We start from the raw sequence: 18,803 nt of genomic DNA, 5'->3' as shown, positions 1-18,803 counted from the left end.
TACGGCTAAAACGAAAAAAAAGAGTGACGCGCTTCGCAACCTTAAATCTGGGCAATTAATAAACTGGTACGCTGAGTTAATATAATGTTAACAAACTGTTTATTATCGGGGTTGTGATGACGACGAACACTCAATTCAGAGGTGATGCATTGAACAAGGTTTGGCTTAACCGTTATCCCGCAGATGTGCCTGCGGAGATCAATCCTGACCGTTATCAATCCCTGGTTGAATTATTTGAACACTCGGTAAGGCGTTACGCCGATCAGCCCGCGTTTATCAATATGGGTGAGGTGATGACGTTCCGTAAGCTTGAGGAGCGGAGTCGGGCGTTCGCGGCCTGGTTGCAGGAAGGGCTGGGGCTGCAAAAAGGGGATCGCGTCGCGCTGATGATGCCGAACCTGCTGCAATACCCGGTCGCGTTATTTGGTATCCTGCGGGCCGGGATGATTGTCGTCAACGTCAACCCGCTCTACACCCCACGTGAGCTGGAGCATCAGCTGAACGACAGTGGCGCGACCGCAATTGTGATCGTCTCCAACTTTGCCCACACGCTGGAGAAAGTGGTCGACAGAACCCAGGTGAAACACGTCATCCTGACGCGCATGGGGGATCAGCTCTCCACCGCCAAGGGCACGCTGGTTAACTTTGTCGTCAAATACATTAAACGTCTGGTACCGAAATACCATCTGCCGGATGCCATCTCCTTCCGCCGCGCGTTGCATGCCGGGTATCGTATGCAATACGTCAAACCAGAAGTGGTGTCAGAGGATCTTGCGTTCCTGCAGTACACCGGTGGCACTACCGGCGTGGCCAAAGGCGCCATGCTGACTCACCGCAATATGCTGGCGAACCTTGAGCAGGTGAATGCGACCTACGGGCCGCTGCTGCATCCGGGCAAAGAGGTGGTCATCACCGCGCTTCCGCTTTATCACATTTTCGCGCTGACCATGAACTGCCTGCTGTTTATTGAGCTGGGTGGTCAGAACGTGCTGATCACCAACCCACGCGACATTCCGGGGCTGGTTAAAGAGCTGGCGAAATACCCGTTCACCGCCATGACCGGGGTCAATACCCTGTTTAACGCGCTGCTTAATAACAAAGAGTTCCAGCAGCTTGATTTCTCCACGCTGCACCTCTCTGCGGGCGGCGGAATGCCGGTTCAGCAGGCGGTGGCCGAGCGCTGGGTGAAACTCACCGGCCAGTATTTACTCGAAGGCTATGGCCTGACCGAATGCGCCCCGCTGGTCAGCGTCAATCCGCATGATATCGACTATCACAGCGGCAGTATCGGCCTGCCGGTACCGTCGACGGAAGCCAAACTGGTGGATGATGACGACAACGAAGTTGCACCGGGCGAGCCGGGTGAACTGTGCGTTAAAGGGCCACAGGTGATGCTGGGCTACTGGCAGCGTCCTGATGCCACCGACGAAATCATCAAAGACGGCTGGCTGCACACCGGTGATATCGCGGTGATGGACGAAGAGGGCTTCCTGCGCATTGTCGATCGTAAGAAAGACATGATCCTCGTCTCCGGATTTAACGTCTATCCGAATGAGATCGAAGATGTGGTGATGCAGCATAGCGGCGTGCTTGAAGTTGCCGCGGTTGGCGTACCTTCCGGCAGCAGCGGCGAGGCAGTGAAGATTTTTGTGGTGAAGAAAAACGCCTCTCTTACCGAGGAGGAGCTCATCACGTTCTGCCGCCGTCAGCTCACCGGCTATAAAGTGCCGAAGCTGGTGGAGTTCCGCGATGAGTTGCCGAAATCGAACGTCGGGAAGATATTACGACGAGAATTACGTGACGAAGCCCGTGCCAAAGTGGACAATAAGGCCTGAGCTTCACGCTAATCGCCCAGACGCCGGTTTAGCCGGCGTTTTTTATGGGCGCAAACAAAAGAGAAACCGTTTTGAATTACCAGATGATCACGACCAACGACGAGCTGGCTTCGCTGTGCGAAGTGACGCGCGACTTTCCTGCCATCGCCCTGGATACCGAGTTTGTCCGTACCCGGACGTATTATCCGCAGTTGGGTTTGATTCAGATGTACGACGGCAAACACGTGTCGCTGATTGACCCGCTCGGCATTACCGACTGGACGCCTCTGCGTGACCTGTTGCTTGATACTGCGGTCACCAAATACCTGCACGCAGGCAGTGAAGATCTGGAAGTCTTTCTGAATACGTTTGGCATCATGCCGCAGCCGCTGATTGACACGCAGATCCTCGCCGCGTTCAGCAATCGTCCGCTTTCATGGGGCTTTGCCGCCATGGTTGAGGAGTACACCGGCCTGACGCTGGATAAAAGTGAATCCCGTACCGACTGGCTGGCGCGCCCGCTCACAGAGCGTCAGCTGGACTACGCTGCGGCAGATGTGTTTTACCTGCTGCCGATTGCCGGACAACTGATGAAAGAGGCAGAAGCCTCCGGCTGGCTGCCTGCTGCACTGGATGAGTGCCGCATGACGCAGCAGCGTCGCCAGGAAATCGCTGACCCGAAAGATGCCTGGCGCGACATAAGCAACGCGTGGCAGCTGCGTACGCGTCAGCTGGCCTGTCTGCAATTATTAGCCGACTGGCGCCTGCGTAAAGCGCGCGAACGCGATTTGGCCGTTAACTTTGTGGTACGCGAAGAGCACCTGTGGGCGGTCGCACGCTATATGCCAGGCAGCATGGGTGAGCTGGACAGCATTGGGCTGTCAGGCAGCGAAATCCGTTTTCACGGAAAAACGCTGCTCGCGCTGGTGGCCAAAGCGCAGCAGATACCGGATGACGCACTGCCAGAGCCGCTGCTGAATCTGATGGATATGCCGGGCTATCGCAAAGCGTTTAAAGATATTAAAGCGCTGGTGCAGGCTGTGGCGGCAGAAAGCAAACTGAGTGCGGAATTGCTGGCATCACGTCGTCAGATAAACCAGCTTTTGAACTGGCACTGGAAGCTGAAACCGCAGAATGGCTTACCGGAAATGATGGCGGGCTGGCGCGGGGAATTGATGGCCGATCGCCTGAATACGTTGCTGGAAGGGTATCCACGATAATAAATATGCCGGGCGATATACCCGGCATATTCCCCCGGTGGCGCTGCGCTTACCGGGGCTACGAAATCAAAAACTACGGACGCGACTCTTCCGCTTCCGGGAGCGTGACGTTCAGCTCCAGAATCGAAATATCCCCGTCTTTTTGCTCCAGCTGCACGGTGACCATCTCCGGGTCAATCTGCACATATTTGCAGATCACTTCCAGGATGTCCTTGCGCAACTGCGGCAGGTAGTGAGGCTCGGCGTCGCTACGACGACGCTCCGCAACGATGATTTGCAGTCGTTCTTTTGCGATGTTGGCGGTGTTCTTTTTCCGCGAGAGAAAAAAGTCCAGTAATGCCATAACTTATCCTCCGAACAGGCGTTTGAGGAAACCTTTCTTCTCTTCTTCAATGAAGCGGAAAGGACGTTCTTCTCCCAGCAGACGGTCAACCGTATCCGCATACGCTTTACCGGCATCTGCTGTTGTATCAAGGATCACTGGCTCGCCCTGGTTAGAGGCGCGCAGCACGGACTGGTCTTCCGGGATGACGCCCACCAGTTTAATGCGCAGGATCTCCAGCACGTCTTCCATGCTCAGCATGTCACCTTTGTTTACGCGGCCCGGGTTATAGCGGGTCAGCAGCAGGTGCTCTTTAATCGGGTCTTCGCCATTTTCCGCACGGCGGGATTTGGATGCGAGGATCCCGAGAATGCGGTCAGAGTCACGGACGGATGACACTTCAGGGTTCGTGGTGATGATCGCTTCATCAGCGAAATAGAGCGCCATCAGGGCACCGGTTTCGATACCGGCAGGGGAGTCACAGACAATGAAGTCGAACTCCATTTTTTTCAGCTCATCGAGCACCTTTTCAACCCCTTCGCGGGTCAGGGCGTCTTTGTCACGCGTCTGAGAGGCCGGGAGGATATAAAGGTTCTCGGTGCGCTTGTCTTTAATCAGCGCCTGGTTAAGGGTGGCATCGCCCTGAATCACGTTTACGAAGTCATACACGACGCGACGTTCACAACCCATAATCAGGTCGAGGTTACGCAGACCGATATCGAAATCGATAACGACGGTTTTCTTTCCCTTCTGGGCCAAACCAGTAGCGATGGCCGCGCTGGAGGTGGTCTTGCCAACGCCTCCTTTACCCGAAGTAACAACAATAATGCGTGCCATAGAAATTCCTTGTTAAAAAGGGATCAATTCAACGGTTGAACGGTCAACGCGTCGTCTGCCAGTCGCAGACGAGCCGCTTTGCCATAAAATTCGGCTGGGATCTTGTCGCTCAGCCAATATTCACCTGCGATGGACACCAGTTCCGCAGTCAGGTGAGTACAAAATATTTGTGCGTCCCGATCGCCACTCGCCCCGGCGAGTGCACGCCCACGCATCATACCGTAAACGTGAATATTGCCATCTGCAATCAGCTCAGCGCCAGCGCTGACGTGGCTTGTAACAATTAGATCACAGTTTGGTGCATAAATGCGCTGTCCGGAACGAACCGGCACATCAATCATTCGCGTTTTTGTGAGGGCGGTAACGTTTTGTACCGCAGGTGGGGGCGTTTCAACGGCAACGGGGGCCGCACGTGGGGCTTTTTCTTTGCCTTCGTTCAGAAGAGGCAGTCCCGCACGGTCGATTTCCGCTTTCAGCTCAGTATCTTTACAGCCACTGATGCCCACAATGCGCAGACCGGTAGAGGAGACGGCTTGCTGGAGTTGTTTCCAGTTAACCGGGGATTCCAGACCGCTGACATTGATAACAACAGGGGCGTGTTTCAGAAAGGCGGGAGCCTGAGCGATTTTGTCTTCTAACGCCTGACGAATAACCTCGGGTTTTGCATCATGCAAATGTACCACTGATAAGGTGAAGCTACTGCCTTTAAGCTCGATGGGCGTGTTTGACATCCTGGCCTTACTCAATTTGCTATTAACCGCAACCACTCGCTGCGATATTCCGAAGAGTATCAGGCATGTTATAGTCAGGAGTATATTGAGGCAAGCAACCACCTATGAATTCAGAGTAAAAACATGTTTTGTGTGATCTACAGAAGTACAAGCCGCGACCAGACCTATCTTTATGTCGAAAAGAAAGACGATTTTTCCCGCGTGCCAGAAGAATTAATGAAGAGCTTTGGCCGACCTCAGCTGGCGATGCTGCTGCCGCTCGACGGTCGTAAGAAACTGGTTAACGCCGATCTGGAAAAAGTTAAAACGGCCTTAACGGAGCAAGGCTATTATTTACAGCTTCCGCCACCTCCCGAGAATTTATTAAAACAGCATCTTGAGGCGACCGGTAAAAAATAGCCTCACCTGTTTTCGGGCATAACACATCAACCGTTTAGGGGTCGACCATGTATCAACATCATAACTGGCAAGGTGCATTACTGGATTATCCCGTCAGCAAAGTGGTTTGCGTGGGCAGCAACTATGCCAAACACATTCAGGAGATGGGCAGCGCGACGCCAGAAGAGCCGGTGCTGTTCATTAAGCCGGAAACCGCGCTTTGCGATATCCGCCAGCCGCTGGCACTGCCGCAGGGACTGGGTTCAGTGCATCATGAAGTGGAGCTGGCGGTGCTGATTGGCGCGACGCTACGCCAGGCCTCCGAAGAGCATGTGCAAAAAGCTATTGCCGGTTACGGCGTGGCGCTGGATCTGACGCTGCGTGAGGTACAGGGAAAGCTGAAGAAAGCAGGGCAGCCGTGGGAAAAAGCCAAAGGCTTTGATAATGCCTGCCCGATCTCGGGTTTTGTTCCGGTCGGCGAATTTACCGGCGATCCACAGAACACGTCCCTCAGCCTGAAAGTGAACGGTGAGATCCGCCAGCAGGGCACCACGGCAGATATGATCCATAAGATCGTGCCGCTGATTGCCTATATGAGCCGCTTCTTTACCCTTAAGCCGGGTGATGTGATCCTGACCGGTACGCCAGAAGGTGTCGGCCCTCTTAACGGTGGAGACGAACTGGAAGTGAGCTTTAACGGCCTGTCACTGAAAACCCGCGTACTGTAAACGCATTTTGCCGCCCCTCAGGGCGGCAAAACTTGCATCAACGTGCCAGACTCGTTATAAGGTGCGCTTTCTTTTGACGTGTGGACATCCTGATGAACGACATCCCTTTCTGGCAACGCAAAACTCTCGACGAAATGACAGACGTGGAGTGGGAGTCGTTATGTGACGGCTGCGGGCAGTGCTGCCTGCATAAGCTCATGGATGAAGACACTGATGAAATCTATTTCACCAACGTTGCCTGTAAGCAGTTAAACATCAAAACCTGCCAGTGCCGCAACTACGAGCGCCGCTTCGAGTTCGAGCCGGACTGCATTAAGCTCACCCGTGAGAACCTGCCGACGTTTGAATGGCTACCGCATACCTGCGCGTATCGCCTGCTGGCGGAAGGGAAGGATCTGCCGACATGGCACCCCTTGCTGACCGGCTCTAAAGCGGCCATGCACGGCGAGCGTATCTCTGTGCGTCACATCGCGGTGAAAGAGTCCGAGGTGCGGGACTGGGAAGACCACATTATGAATCACCCGACCCGGTGATAAATAAAAACCCGCCGAGGCGGGTTTTTATTGGGGTGCGGCCTGATGCCCTCACCCCAACCCTCTCCCACGGGAGAGGGTGCAAAAACTAAAAACGGCAACTATCGTTGCCGTTTTGCTTTTACCTTCCGAACAGATCGCGCTTCTTCGGCTTAAACGGCTGAGCAATCAGCACCAGCAGTGCCACGACGAAGTAGGCCACAAAAATGCCCACCAGCCACTGCGGCATCTCCAGCGACAGGAATTCCCACTGACGTACAGAGCAGTCACCGGAGGCGACAAACACCTGCGGCAGCCATTTATCCAGCGGCAACCAGCTCGGGAAGCGGGCAGCGAAATCACAGGTCATAAACGGCGACGGGTGCAGTTGCATCATGGTGTGCTGCCAGGAAAGCTCAATCCCTTTCCAGGCGCTGTACAGCCAGACCGCGATAGCGACGTAACGGAGCGGTGTTTTAGGTGCAATCGCACCCAACAGACCCGCGCCCATGACGCCAAACAGCGCGCAGCGCTCGTAGATACAGAGCACGCAGGGTTTGAGTCCCATCACATGCTGGAACCACAGCGCGACCATTTCCAGCGCAAAGGCGGTCAGGGCCATTAACAACCATGCTCCGCGACCGCGGGAGCACTGGTTTAAAAATCTCAACATAATCATTTCCCTGGAACATGCTTAGAAAGCGCAGTGTAAACGAATTTTAATGCGCCGCAAGTATACCCGCTTGTATCAGCCATTGCGTACAGGGAATGAGGGTAATTTTGACGCAAAGCAATCCCACAATGGTGAGCACCAGCGTATAGGGCAGCGCCATCCAGACCATCTTTCCATAAGAAAGACGTATGAGTGGCGCGAGGGCCGAGGTCAGCAGGAACAGGAAAGCGGCCTGTCCGTTTGGCGTCGCCACCGACGGCAGGTTGGTGCCGGTATTAATGGCAACCGCCAGCAGCTCGAACTGCCCGGCGTTGATAATGCCTTCTTCCATCGCCGCTTTGGCTTCATTGATGTAGACCGTGCCGACAAAAACGTTATCGGAGATGGACGACAGCAGGCCGTTGAACAGATAGAAGAGCGACAGCTGCGCGTCGGGCGCCGCCTGCAGTACAAAAGTAATAATCGGGGCGAACAGGTGTTGGTCGATAATCACCGCCACCACCGCAAAGAAGACCGCCAGCAGCGCGGTAAATGGCAGGGCTTCGGTAAAGGCTTTACCGATAGCATGTTCATCCGTTACCCCGCTAAAGGTCGTCGCAAGAATAATAACCGAAAGACCAATCAGCCCGACTTCGGCAAGATGGAAAGCCAGCGCGACGATAAGCCAGATACCGATGATCCCCTGCGCAATCAGACGCAGCGTCTCCTGGCGCGTGCGCTGCGTACGGTTCTGCTCGTCAAATTTATGCAGCTCTTTGCGAACTGGCTCAGGTAACTGCGCACCGTAGCCGAAAACGTTAAATTTCTCGACCAGGATACAGGTCGCTAACCCGCAGACGAACACGGGCAGGCTGACCGGGGCCATGCGCAGGAAAAACTCGCCAAAATGCCACTCAGCCGCTTTGGCGATGATCAGGTTTTGCGGTTCACCAACCATGGTCATCACGCCACCTAATGCGGTACCGACGCCCGCGTGCATCATCAGGCTGCGCAGAAACGCGCGGAACTGTTCCAGCACCTCACGGTTATGCGCCTCGACGTGGCTGTCGTCCTGCAAATCCTCGCCCGGACGGGACGATGCCACGCGGTGATAAATGCCGTAAAACCCGACGGCAACGCTGATGACCACCGCCACGACGGTTAGCGCATCCAGGAAGGCCGAAAGGAATGCGGCAGCAAGGCAGAACGCCAGCGACAGCATCGTTTTAGACGGAATGCTGAGCAACAGGCGGGTGAAGATAAACAGCAGCAGCTGTTTCATAAAGTAGATACCGGCCACCATGAAGATCAGCAGCAGAAGCACTTCCAGGTTGGATGCCAGCTCGGCTTTGACATGCTCTGCGCTCGTCATGCCGATAACCACGGCTTCAAAAGCCAGCAAACCACCCGGCAGCAGGGGATAACATTTCAGCGCCATGGCCAGGGTGAAGATAAACTCCGCCACCAGCAGCCACCCAGCGACGAACGGAGTGATACTAAAAATAATGGGATTAACAACCAGGAAAACCAGAAGTATCAGTTTGTACCAGTCAGGAGACTGGCCTAAAAAATTGCGCCACAGCGCGCGCCCAAAAGAAATTTCCACAACAGACGTCCTTCCCCGTCAGGTAAAACAAAACATCAGTATACGCAAAAAACGAGGGGCAGAGGCGGATAAGCGTGTATTGTAAATTTCACGAAAATAAAACAGCGATCCCTCTTTTCTCTCTTTCACGCGCTACCTGCCACTGCATGCCTCTGGTATGATGAGTGCAATTTGCAAAAGCTGTGTAATGGAAATCTCACTATGGTCATTAAGGCGCAGAGCCCGGCGGGTTTCGCGGAAGAGTACATCATTGAAAGCATCTGGAATAATCGCTTCCCTGCGGGATCCATTCTTCCGGCTGAACGCGAACTCTCTGAACTGATTGGCGTCACTCGCACCACGCTGCGTGAAGTGCTCCAGCGACTGGCGCGCGATGGCTGGTTGACGATCCAGCACGGTAAGCCAACGAAAGTAAACAACTTCTGGGAAACTTCCGGGCTGAACATTCTTGAAACGCTGGCGCGCCTCGATCACGAAAGCGTGCCACAGCTGATCGATAATCTGCTCTCGGTGCGTACCAACATTGCGACAATCTTTATTCGTACCGCTTTTCGTCAGCATCCGGAAGACGCGCTGCAGGTGCTTGCCAGCGCGAACGAAGTGGAAGATCACGCGGATGCCTTTGCCACGCTCGATTACAACGTTTTCCGCGGACTGGCGTTTGCCTCCGGTAACCCGGTGTACGGTCTGATCCTGAACGGCATGAAAGGGCTGTATACCCGTATCGGTCGCCACTACTTTGCCAACCCTGAGGCGCGCAGCCTGGCGCTGGGCTTCTACCATAAGCTCAGCAAGCTCTGTACTGAAGGCCTGCACGATCAGGTGTATGAAACGGTGCGCCGCTACGGCCACGATTCAGGTGAAATCTGGCACCGGATGCAGAAAACGCTGCCGGGTGATTTAGCCATTCAGGGCCGCTGAAATAAAAAACCTCTCAGGTGAGAGGTTTTTTTTCGCCCGGTGGTGCTTCGCTTACCGGGCCTACAAAACCCGTAGGCCGGGTAAGGCGCAGCCGCCACCCGGCAAAAAACATTACAACGTATTCAACCGCGCCGGGCAACGTTCCAGCAGCTCCACGCTGCCATCTTCATTCTGCTGCTCCAGCAGCACATCAAAGCCCCACAGGCGATGCACATGCTTCAGCACCTCTTTGCGGCCTTTGTCCAGCGGCGCCCGGTTATGCGGAATATAGCGCAGCGTCAGGGAACGATCGCCGCGTAAATCCACATTCCAGACCTGAATATTGGGTTCAAGGTTGCTCAGGTTGTACTGGGAGGAGAGGCGAGAGCGGATCTCACGGTAGCCTTCCTCGTTATGGATCGCAGAAATCTCCAGGTAGTTATTGCGGTCGTCATCCAGCACGGTGAAGAAGCGGAAATCACGCATAATCTTCGGCGACATAAACTGGCTGATGAAGCTCTCATCCTTAAAGTCACGCATCGCGAAATGCAGCGTTTCCAGCCAGTCAGAGCCGGCGATATCCGGGAACCAGTACTTATCTTCTTCCGTTGGCGACTGGCAGATGCGTTTAATGTCCTGGAACATCGCAAAGCCGAGCGCGTACGGGTTAATGCCGCTATACCACGGGCTGTTGTAAGGCGGCTGGAACACCACGTTTGTATGGCTGTGCAGGAACTCCATCATGAACCGCTCGGTGACTTTCCCTTCATCGTACAGATGGTTAAGGATGGTGTAATGCCAGAAGGTGGCCCAGCCTTCGTTCATCACCTGGGTCTGTTTCTGCGGATAGAAATACTGGCTGACCTTACGCACGATGCGCAGGATCTCACGCTGCCACGGCTCCAGCAGCGGCGCGTTTTTCTCCATAAAATAGAGCAGGTTTTCCTGCGGCTCAGACGGGTAGCGACGCGCTTCGGCAACCGCTTTCTCTTCTTCACGTTTCGGCAGGGTGCGCCACAGCATATTCACCTGGCTTTGCAGATACTCTTCGCGGCTTTTCTGCCGCGCTTTCTCCTCCTGAAGGGAGATTTTCTGTGGACGTTTGTAACGATCAACGCCGTAGTTCATCAGCGCGTGACAGGAGTCGAGCAGTTTCTCCACTTCGTCCACGCCGTAGCGCTCTTCGCAGTCGGTAATGTACTTACGCGCGAAGATCAGGTAATCGACAATCGAGCTGGCATCCGTCCAGCTGCGGAACAGGTAGTTATTCTTGAAGAACGAGTTATGCCCGTAGCAGGCATGCGCCATCACCAGCGCCTGCATGGTAATGGTGTTCTCTTCCATCAGATAGGCGATACACGGATTGGAGTTGATCACGATCTCATACGCCAGCCCCTGCTGACCGTGTTTATATAAGCGCTCCGTTTCAATGAATTTTTTACCAAACGACCAGTGCGGATAATTGATCGGCATCCCGACGCTGGAGTAGGCGTCCATCATCTGCTCGGACGTAATGACTTCAATCTGATGGGGATAAGTATCCAGACGATACAGTTTTGCCACCCGGTCGATTTCGGCGAGATAGACATCCAGCAACTCGAAGGTCCAGTCGGGTCCATCGCTCAGACGTGTGCTGTCCTTATTCAGGGAATCAATAGTAGCCATTAGCGCGCCCTCGTTGTGGGAGCTCTCTCTGTCTGGAGAGCCTCCTGATAAGCATAGATCACCGTGTTAAAAAGCGTGCTGGAGCAGAAATTTTTTCTTTGCGATTTCCCGTTTTTGATGCGGCAAAAAAAGCGGTCTTCACAGAATTTTATACTGGTTAAAAATAACGCGCAGCAGGAGATCCCAAATTCGCCTCATCCCCTGATGCTGGGGGATGTGTGAGGTAAGTCACCATAAAAAAGTCGTATGTTGAATAATATTTTCAACTAGGTTATCAATCTGTAATTAGAAGATTGTTCTTTTGCACATATGGAGTGGCTATGCGTGTTGTCATACTGGGAAGTGGTGTCGTTGGCGTAACCAGCGCCTGGTATTTAAGTCAGGCGGGACATGACGTGACCGTAATCGATCGTGAGTCAGGGCCTGCGCTGGAAACCAGTGCGGCGAACGCCGGACAGATCTCTCCGGGCTATGCCGCGCCGTGGGCGGCACCCGGCGTTCCGCTGAAGGCAATTAAGTGGATGTTCCAGCGCCATGCGCCGCTGGCCATCAGCCTCGACGGCACCCAGTTCCAGCTGAAGTGGATGTGGCAGATGCTGCGCAACTGTGACACCCGGCACTACATGGAAAACAAAGGTCGGATGGTGCGTCTGGCGGAATACAGCCGTGACTGCCTGAAAGCGCTGCGCGCCTCCACCGGTATTGAGTACGAAGGTCGCCAGGGCGGCACGCTGCAGCTGTTCCGCACGGCGCAACAGTATGAAAACGCCACCCGTGATATTGCCGTGCTGGAAGATGCGGGCGTACCGTATCAACTGCTCGAAGCCAGCCAGCTTGGGCAGGTTGAACCGGCGCTGGCAGAAGTGTCGCACAAGCTGACGGGCGGCCTGCGTTTGCCGAATGATGAAACCGGCGACTGCCAGCTGTTTACGCAGCGTCTCGCGCAGATGTGCGAGCAGGCGGGGGTGAAATTCCGCTTTAATACCGCGGTCGACAAACTGCTGTCAGAAGGCGGCAGTATCTACGGCGTGAAGTGTGGCGATGAAGTCATTAAAGCGGATGCCTACGTTATGGCGTTTGGCTCCTATTCCACCGCGATGCTGAAGGGTATTCTCGACATTCCGGTTTACCCACTGAAGGGCTACTCCCTGACCATTCCGGTAAAAGAGGACAGCGGGGCGCCAGTTTCCACCATTCTGGATGAAACCTACAAAATCGCCATTACCCGCTTTGATAACCGCATCCGCGTTGGCGGGATGGCGGAGATTGTCGGCTTTAACACCGAGCTGCTGAAGCCGCGCCGTGAAACGCTGGAGATGGTGGTGGGCGACCTGTTCCCGCGTGGCGGTTTTGTCGAGCAGGCAACCTTCTGGACCGGGCTGCGTCCAATGACGCCAGACGGCACGCCAATTGTTGGCCGTACGCCGTTCAAAAACCTGTGGACCAATACCGGCCACGGTACGCTTGGCTGGACAATGGCCTGCGGCTCTGGCCAGCTGCTTAGCGATTTGATATCCGGGCGCACGCCGGCAATTCCGTTTGACGATTTAAGTGCCGCACGCTATCAATCGGGGTTTACCCCTTCGCGTCCACAGCACCTGCACGGCGCGCATAGCTAAGGAGTTGTCATGTCCCGTCCTGTTCTGGCTCAGCTCGATTTGCAGGCCCTGAAGGATAACCTGCAAATTGTTCGCCGGGCGGCGCCAGGTTCACGCGTCTGGTCGGTGGTGAAAGCCAATGCCTACGGCCACGGTATCGATCGTATCTGGAGTGCGCTCAGCGCCACCGACGGTTTTGCGTTACTGAATCTGGAAGAGGCCATTCTGCTGCGCGAGCGCGGCTGGAAAGGGCCCATTCTGTTGCTTGAGGGGTTCTTCCACGCCGACGATCTGCCGCTGCTGGATAAGTACCGGCTGACCACCAGCGTTCACAGCAACTGGCAAATTAAAGCGATTCAGGATGCAAAACTGCATGCGCCGCTGGATATTTATCTCAAGGTGAACAGCGGTATGAACCGCCTGGGCTTCCAGCCTGAGCGGGTCCATACGGTATGGCAACAGCTGCGCGCCCTGAAGAACGTGGGCGAAATGACGCTGATGGCGCATTTTGCCGATGCGGAAAAACCGGACGGCATTGCCGATGCGATGGTGCGCATTGAGCAGGCGGCAGAAGGGCTGGATTGCCCACGTTCGCTCTCCAACTCAGCGGCCACGCTGTGGCATCCTGAGGCGCATTATAACTGGGTACGTCCGGGCATTGTCCTTTATGGCGCCTCTCCCTCAGGCCAGTGGCAGGATATCGCCAACAGCGGCCTTAAGCCGGTGATGACCCTGCGCAGCGAAATCATCGGTGTGCAGACGCTGAAGGCCGGCGACACGGTGGGCTACGGCAGCCGTTACCGGGCGACGGGCGAGCAACGGATTGGTATTGTGGCGGGCGGTTATGCTGACGGCTACCCGCGTATCGCGCCGAGCGGCACGCCAGTCTGGGTAGACGGGGTGCGTACGGGAACGGTGGGCACTGTCTCTATGGATATGCTGGCCGTTGACCTCACGCCATGTCCGCAGGCGGGCATTGGTTCCCCGGTTGAGCTGTGGGGTAACGAAGTCAAAATTGATGACGTGGCTGCCGCGGCGGGGACGGTAGGGTATGAACTGATGTGCGCGCTGGCACCGAGAGTGCCGGTTGTGACGGTGTAACATGTCTGTGTGCCGGGTAAGCGTTAGCGCCACCCGGCAAAAAACCACTACTCCACGTCCTCTTCCATCGGCCGCAAACCGACTTTCCGCACTGCGTTATCTTCTTTCTCTGCTACGGTCCAGATCATCCCGGCAAACTCCACCTGGTCACCCACAACCGGGGCCGCACCAAGGCGCTGCTGGATGATTTCGCCCAGCGTTTGCTGGTTATCGTCGCCTTCAGCCCCTTCGTCGAGCCCATAAATCAGGGCCACATCCGCAAACCTGGCGCTGGCTTCCAGAATAAAATCGCCGAAGAAACGCTGATCCAGCGCCACCGGAGGCGACTGGCTGAACAGTTTACCCAGGGCGGGCAGGTCCCGCTCGCGGCCAATCACACACAGAATATCGCCTTCGCGTAGCCGGGTGCTGCCGGTTGGGTGCAGCAGGACATTATCGCGGAACAGGGCGGCAATTCGCGTTTCCGCAGGCATGTGCAAATCGCGCAGCGATGCCCCCACGCACCATTTATCGGCGCTGAGCTGGTAAACAAACTGTTCCCACGGGTTTTCCGGGTGAATATCCAGCCCCACGCGGGAAACCGGCCAGCCCACAGGAGGAACCACCACTTTGGCTTTTTTCGCCGCCCACCCGAGCGAGGTTCCCTGGAACAGCAGCGAGATCAGCACCACGAAGAAGGCGACGTTAAAGAATAGCCGCGCGTTATCCAGTCCGGCCATCATCGGGAAGACAGCCAGGATAATGGGCACCGCGCCGCGCAGCCCCACCCAGCTGATAAAGACCCGTTCGCGCAGGTTGAAGCCGCGAAACGGCAGCAGACCGGCAAACACCGACAGGGGGCGTGCGAAGAAGATCATCCACGCCGATAAAATCAGCGCCGGAACGGCAATCGGCAGCAGGTCTGACGGCGTCACCAGCAGGCCCAGCACGAGGAACATCCCGATTTGCGCCAGCCAGGCCAGCCCGTCGAAGTTCTGCAAAATGGCGTGACGGTTGCGAATAGGGCGATTGCCCAGCAGGAAGCCGCAGAGATAAACCGCGAGGATCCCGCTGCCGTTCAGCGCAGTGGTGACGGCAAAAATCAAAATGCCGCCGCTCAGGGCAAGCAGCGGGTAGAGCCCCGAAGGCAGCGATATCCGGTTGATCGTCTGCTGAAGCAGGTAACCCCCGGCCAGGCCGAGCGCAATCCCCAGGCCGAACTGCTGCAGGATATGCAGGACAAACATCCAGCTTAAGCCCGTTTCATGCTGCTGGATCATCTCTATCAGCGTGATGGTGAGAAATACCGCCATCGGATCGTTACTGCCGGATTCAATCTCAAGCGTGGAGCCGACGCGTTCGTTCAACCCTTTGCCCCCCAGCAGGGAAAACACCGCCGCCGCGTCGGTTGAGCCGACAATCGCGCCAATCAGTAAACCTTCCATCAGATCGAGATGGAACAGCCACGCCGCCATCATGCCGGTCAGACCGGAGGTAATTAACACCCCGACCGTCGCCAGCGACAGGGCAGGCCCCAGCGCCACGCGAAATGAGCTCGCCTGGGTGCGCATCCCGCCGTCGAGCAGGATCACCGCCAGCGCAAGGTTACTGATCATGTAAGCGAAAGGGTAGTTATCGAAAGGAATACCGCCGATACCATCGACACCCGCCAGCATGCCGATGGCAAGGAAAATAACAAGAATAGGTATGCCGAGACGCGATGAAAATGAACTTAATAAAATACTACAGGTTACGAGCACAGAACCCAGAATGAAAAGACTGATTATCGCTGTGGCATCCAATGTTGTCTTACTCCCACCTCAATGTTAATGCTGTTACTAAAACCCTAACATATTAACGACGGAAACAGCGGTTTATTGAGGGGGATTAACGGCTTTTTTATGCCTTTAAGACCGGATGACCCCCAATCGTTAACCGACTGCCCGTTTCATCATGCTTCAGGGTGGCCTGCGCGCCTAACGCCAGGGTGACGGTTTGCTGCTCGTGGCCGAAGTCCAGCCCGGTAATAACAGGAATATCAAGGCGTGAGCGGATGAAATCGACCATCGTTTCCAGCGAGTATCCTGCGTCATAGTCATTCGGCGCGGCACCGGTAAAACTGCCAAGAATAACCGCGGATTGACGTTCCAGAATACCGGCGTAATACAGCTGCAATAACATGCGCTCGACGCGGAACGGATGTTCATTAATATCTTCCAGCACCAGAATGCCGCCGTCAATTTGCGGCAGCCATGGCGTTCCAATGAGCGACACCAGCATTGCCAGATTTCCGCCCCAGAGTTGTCCTTCACACGACCAGTGCGGCCCGTTGCCCTGCCACTCAACGCTGTAGGTCGGGTTTTTCAGGGCGCGCCAGAAGTGTTCCACCGTAAATGGGTCAAGCTCGGGTGCTCCGAAATTACCGGCCAGCATCGGGCCGCTGAAGGTCACCACGTTATGCAGCGCGAGCAGCCCGAGCTGGATTACGGTAAAGTCGCTGTGGCCGCAGATAAGCAGCGGATCCTGCTGCTGACGCTTTGCCAGCCCTTGCCAGTCAATACTCTCCAGCAACCGGCTCGCACCATAGCCGCCGCGCACCGCCAGCACGATATTGTTCTCACCCTGCAGGTTCACCAGGCTGTTGATATCATTCAGCCTTTGCGCTTCCGTACCGGCAAAACGCTGCTGGCGGCGGGGGATAATTGTCTGATTTTCTACCGGGTAACCGAGTTCCAGTAAGCGCTCAACGCCCCGCTGTGCCGCCTCCTGGTTGATGCAGTACCCGGACGGCGCGATAAGATGAAACTGAGACATGGCAATTCCTTGCTGAATGAGAATCTAATTGTCTATATCATGCCGCTTATACGTTGCCTGCTTCAAGGGCGATGACCGGCTATAAGGATAGATGACGTGAAATTGAGATGGTTTGCTTTTTTGATTGTGTTGCTGGCTGGCTGTAGTTCAAAACATGACTATCAAAACCCGGCATGGAACCCGGAAGTGCCTGTAAAACGGGCCATGCAGTGGATGCCGATCAGTGAACAGGCAGGCAAGGCCTGGGGCGTCAGCCCGCGACTGATCACGGCGATCATTGCCGTGGAATCCGGAGGTAACCCAACGCTTGTCAGCAAATCTAACGCCGTGGGGCTGATGCAGCTTAAGGCCTCAACCGCAGGGAGAGAGGTCTACCGCTATATGGGCTGGCGTGGTCAGCCGTCAACCAGCGAGCTGAAAAACCCGGAACGCAACATCTCCATGGGCACGGCCTATTTGAGCATTCTGGAACACGGCGTGCTGAAGGGAATCGAGGATCCTGAAGTGATGCAGTATGCGCTGGTGGTCTCTTACGTGAACGGCGCGGGTGCGCTGCTCAGGACGTTCTCATCGGACCGTAAAGAGGCGATAGAAGAGATCAACGACATGGACAAAGACGAGTTCTTTGAACACGTGGTGAAAAATCATCCGGCACCACAGGCTCCGCGTTATATCTGGAAAGTTCAGAAAGCGATGGATGCCATGTAATGCCGTTGTCGGGCGGCCTGTGTGCTGCCCGGCTCCTGTCACAACACTTTATTCGCCCGCTCCCGCGCCTCTCGCTCCAGAGAATAGATAATCCGCTGCAGTTCACGCTCTGCGCCCGGCCCGACGTTCAGGAAGCGGAAGCTCAGACGCGGCGTGACGATCGTTTCATTTTTGCTGTCGACCACCTTACGCTCGCTGATGGCGATCAGCTGCGCATCAAAGTAAAAACGCCCCCAGCCTCCCATATCCAGTTCGATTTGGGTAAATCGCATGCCTTCTACCAGTCCGTCAGGCTTTGGCGTATCCATCAGCGCACCCATGCCGCCCAGGGAGAGGTCAAAAAGGCGAAAGCGGATCTCTTTTTTGTCCGGCATTTTGGCCTTACCAAAATAGGCAGGGTGAAGCGGGGCACTGATACGAAAATATTCACGGCGCTGAACAAACCAGAGGTTGGCCGGCAGCGGGGTGACAAACGCCGGAAGACCACCGTATTCGCTCAGCTCCAGGCGCGGCAGGACAAATTCCACTTTTGCGCCGTGCGTTTCTGCCATCACCGAGATTTTCTCCGCCCGCAGCGCGGCGCGGTTTTCATGCTCCTGGCTGCCCAGGTCAATGACCAGCCTCTCTGCAGAAGCATCCAGGATCTTGCTGATGAACTGATTGTTTGACCAGCTGATGCGCAGCGGCACCTCGCCTTTTTGCAGGTCGCGCAATACCCCTAATACAGCCAGCGGATTTTGCTTCAGGAACTGCTCACTGTAATTACTCACGCCGGATGGCTCCTTGATAAATGACAGACTGTCTCTGCGTTATCGGCAGCGTGAAACGAAACTTAATACAAACCGGTGAGTTTTTTTCGCAGTACAGAGAAGTTAAGTCGGTGAGATGAAATCGGTTTTACCGTGATGACCTATACTTACGTTACCTGCGCGGAAGGTTTTCTGCGCATGCGTTAAACCTGCAAGAGGGCATCGCTATGGGTATTATCGCGTGGATCATCTTTGGTCTTATTGCCGGGGCTATCGCTAAACTCATCATGCCGGGAAATGATGGCGGCGGCTTTATATTGACCTGTGTTCTTGGGGTTGTTGGTGCGGTTGTCGGCGGCTGGCTGGCGACCATGTTTGGCTTTGGGGGCGACATCAGTGGATTCGACCTGCACAGTTTCCTTGTGGCTGTGGTGGGCGCCATTGTTGTCCTGGGCATATTCAGGTTGCTCCGACGGGCATAGATGACAC

Annotated in this window: 19 protein-coding genes; 10 read left to right on the top strand and 9 right to left on the bottom strand. The window is 55.3% G+C overall.

From position 1 onward, the window contains the following. Positions 1 to 149 precede the first annotated feature (149 nt). Positions 150 to 1,835 (top strand): long-chain-fatty-acid--CoA ligase FadD, encoded by a 1,686-nt coding sequence (fadD, locus tag ACQG2G_RS12935; RefSeq protein ID WP_133082831.1) that lies wholly within the window; start codon positions 150 to 152, stop codon positions 1,833 to 1,835. A 71-nt stretch (positions 1,836 to 1,906) separates the two neighbouring features. Beyond that, positions 1,907 to 3,034, top strand: a complete 1,128-nt coding sequence (gene rnd, locus ACQG2G_RS12930) for a ribonuclease D (protein ID WP_094084495.1) — start codon at positions 1,907 to 1,909, stop codon at positions 3,032 to 3,034. 73 nt (positions 3,035 to 3,107) lie between these two features. On the opposite strand, the gene minE is transcribed toward rnd, so the two are convergent. Genes minE through minC form a run of 3 tightly spaced genes read right to left on the bottom strand, consistent with a single transcriptional unit; the run spans position 3,108 to position 4,924 of the window. After that, the gene (minE, locus tag ACQG2G_RS12925; protein ID WP_008500504.1) at positions 3,108 to 3,377 is read right to left on the bottom strand and encodes a cell division topological specificity factor MinE; all 270 of its coding nucleotides are present in this window, start codon (positions 3,375 to 3,377) and stop codon (positions 3,108 to 3,110) included. Between the two features lie 3 nt (positions 3,378 to 3,380). Then, entirely contained in the window at positions 3,381 to 4,193 is an 813-nt protein-coding gene (gene minD, locus ACQG2G_RS12920) for a septum site-determining protein MinD (protein WP_013096144.1), read from the bottom strand. 23 nt (positions 4,194 to 4,216) lie between these two features. Next, a complete protein-coding gene (minC, locus tag ACQG2G_RS12915) occupies positions 4,217 to 4,924 on the bottom strand; it encodes a septum site-determining protein MinC (RefSeq protein ID WP_020690845.1) in 708 nt (235 codons plus the stop codon). Between the two features lie 123 nt (positions 4,925 to 5,047). On the opposite strand from minC, the gene ACQG2G_RS12910 reads away from it, so the two are divergent. The 3 genes from ACQG2G_RS12910 to ACQG2G_RS12900 all read left to right on the top strand — a co-directional run bounded on the left by ACQG2G_RS12910 (position 5,048) and on the right by ACQG2G_RS12900 (position 6,563). Further along, complete coding sequence (locus ACQG2G_RS12910) at positions 5,048 to 5,323, top strand: YcgL domain-containing protein (RefSeq protein WP_013096146.1); 276 nt, start codon at positions 5,048 to 5,050, stop codon at positions 5,321 to 5,323. 47 nt (positions 5,324 to 5,370) lie between these two features. Then, complete coding sequence (locus ACQG2G_RS12905; RefSeq protein WP_029882294.1) at positions 5,371 to 6,030, top strand: fumarylacetoacetate hydrolase family protein; 660 nt, start codon at positions 5,371 to 5,373, stop codon at positions 6,028 to 6,030. A gap of 92 nt (positions 6,031 to 6,122) precedes the next feature. After that, a complete protein-coding gene (locus tag ACQG2G_RS12900) occupies positions 6,123 to 6,563 on the top strand; it encodes a YcgN family cysteine cluster protein (RefSeq protein WP_014832353.1) in 441 nt (146 codons plus the stop codon). 121 nt (positions 6,564 to 6,684) lie between these two features. Here ACQG2G_RS12900 and dsbB read toward each other — a convergent pair whose 3' ends face one another. Together dsbB and nhaB are read right to left on the bottom strand one after the other, a co-directional pair. Beyond that, the gene (gene dsbB, locus ACQG2G_RS12895; protein WP_028028084.1) at positions 6,685 to 7,215 is read right to left on the bottom strand and encodes a disulfide bond formation protein DsbB; all 531 of its coding nucleotides are present in this window, start codon (positions 7,213 to 7,215) and stop codon (positions 6,685 to 6,687) included. Positions 7,216 to 7,261: 46 nt separating this feature from the next. After that, entirely contained in the window at positions 7,262 to 8,800 is a 1,539-nt protein-coding gene (gene nhaB / locus ACQG2G_RS12890; protein WP_020690847.1) for a Na(+)/H(+) antiporter NhaB, read from the bottom strand. A 201-nt stretch (positions 8,801 to 9,001) separates the two neighbouring features. On the opposite strand from nhaB, the gene fadR reads away from it, so the two are divergent. Continuing rightward, complete coding sequence (gene fadR / locus ACQG2G_RS12885) at positions 9,002 to 9,721, top strand: fatty acid metabolism transcriptional regulator FadR (protein ID WP_013096152.1); 720 nt, start codon at positions 9,002 to 9,004, stop codon at positions 9,719 to 9,721. Positions 9,722 to 9,832: 111 nt separating this feature from the next. Here fadR and ACQG2G_RS12880 read toward each other — a convergent pair whose 3' ends face one another. After that, positions 9,833 to 11,365, bottom strand: a complete 1,533-nt coding sequence (locus ACQG2G_RS12880) for a SpoVR family protein (RefSeq protein WP_013096153.1) — start codon at positions 11,363 to 11,365, stop codon at positions 9,833 to 9,835. A gap of 320 nt (positions 11,366 to 11,685) precedes the next feature. Between ACQG2G_RS12880 and ACQG2G_RS12875 the strand changes: the two genes are divergently transcribed. Together ACQG2G_RS12875 and dadX are read left to right on the top strand one after the other, a co-directional pair. Beyond that, positions 11,686 to 12,984 (top strand): D-amino acid dehydrogenase, encoded by a 1,299-nt coding sequence (locus ACQG2G_RS12875; protein ID WP_061772953.1) that lies wholly within the window; start codon positions 11,686 to 11,688, stop codon positions 12,982 to 12,984. Positions 12,985 to 12,993: 9 nt separating this feature from the next. Further along, positions 12,994 to 14,064, top strand: a complete 1,071-nt coding sequence (gene dadX / locus ACQG2G_RS12870) for a catabolic alanine racemase DadX (protein ID WP_013096156.1) — start codon at positions 12,994 to 12,996, stop codon at positions 14,062 to 14,064. 47 nt (positions 14,065 to 14,111) lie between these two features. On the opposite strand, the gene ACQG2G_RS12865 is transcribed toward dadX, so the two are convergent. Together ACQG2G_RS12865 and ldcA are read right to left on the bottom strand one after the other, a co-directional pair. After that, positions 14,112 to 15,845 (bottom strand): potassium/proton antiporter, encoded by a 1,734-nt coding sequence (locus ACQG2G_RS12865; RefSeq protein WP_013096157.1) that lies wholly within the window; start codon positions 15,843 to 15,845, stop codon positions 14,112 to 14,114. 97 nt (positions 15,846 to 15,942) lie between these two features. After that, positions 15,943 to 16,857: a muramoyltetrapeptide carboxypeptidase gene (gene ldcA / locus ACQG2G_RS12860; protein WP_020690850.1), complete on the bottom strand. Its 915-nt coding sequence runs from the start codon at positions 16,855 to 16,857 to the stop codon at positions 15,943 to 15,945. Positions 16,858 to 16,953: 96 nt separating this feature from the next. Between ldcA and emtA the strand changes: the two genes are divergently transcribed. After that, positions 16,954 to 17,565, top strand: a complete 612-nt coding sequence (gene emtA / locus ACQG2G_RS12855) for a membrane-bound lytic murein transglycosylase EmtA (protein ID WP_023621731.1) — start codon at positions 16,954 to 16,956, stop codon at positions 17,563 to 17,565. Between the two features lie 38 nt (positions 17,566 to 17,603). On the opposite strand, the gene ycgR is transcribed toward emtA, so the two are convergent. After that, positions 17,604 to 18,335: a flagellar brake protein YcgR gene (ycgR, locus tag ACQG2G_RS12850; RefSeq protein ID WP_023621730.1), complete on the bottom strand. Its 732-nt coding sequence runs from the start codon at positions 18,333 to 18,335 to the stop codon at positions 17,604 to 17,606. Between the two features lie 206 nt (positions 18,336 to 18,541). Here ycgR and ACQG2G_RS12845 point away from each other — a divergent pair, with 206 nt between their 5' ends. Then, positions 18,542 to 18,796 (top strand): GlsB/YeaQ/YmgE family stress response membrane protein, encoded by a 255-nt coding sequence (locus tag ACQG2G_RS12845; RefSeq protein ID WP_013096161.1) that lies wholly within the window; start codon positions 18,542 to 18,544, stop codon positions 18,794 to 18,796. The last annotated feature ends 7 nt before the right edge of the window (positions 18,797 to 18,803 follow it).

This window comes from Enterobacter cloacae complex sp. 382A5, assembly GCF_050031095.1.
GTDB classification, from domain to species: domain Bacteria; phylum Pseudomonadota; class Gammaproteobacteria; order Enterobacterales; family Enterobacteriaceae; genus Enterobacter; species Enterobacter cloacae.
Note: the sequence above shows the minus strand (reverse complement) of the source record. Positions and strands in the feature narration are given on the sequence as shown.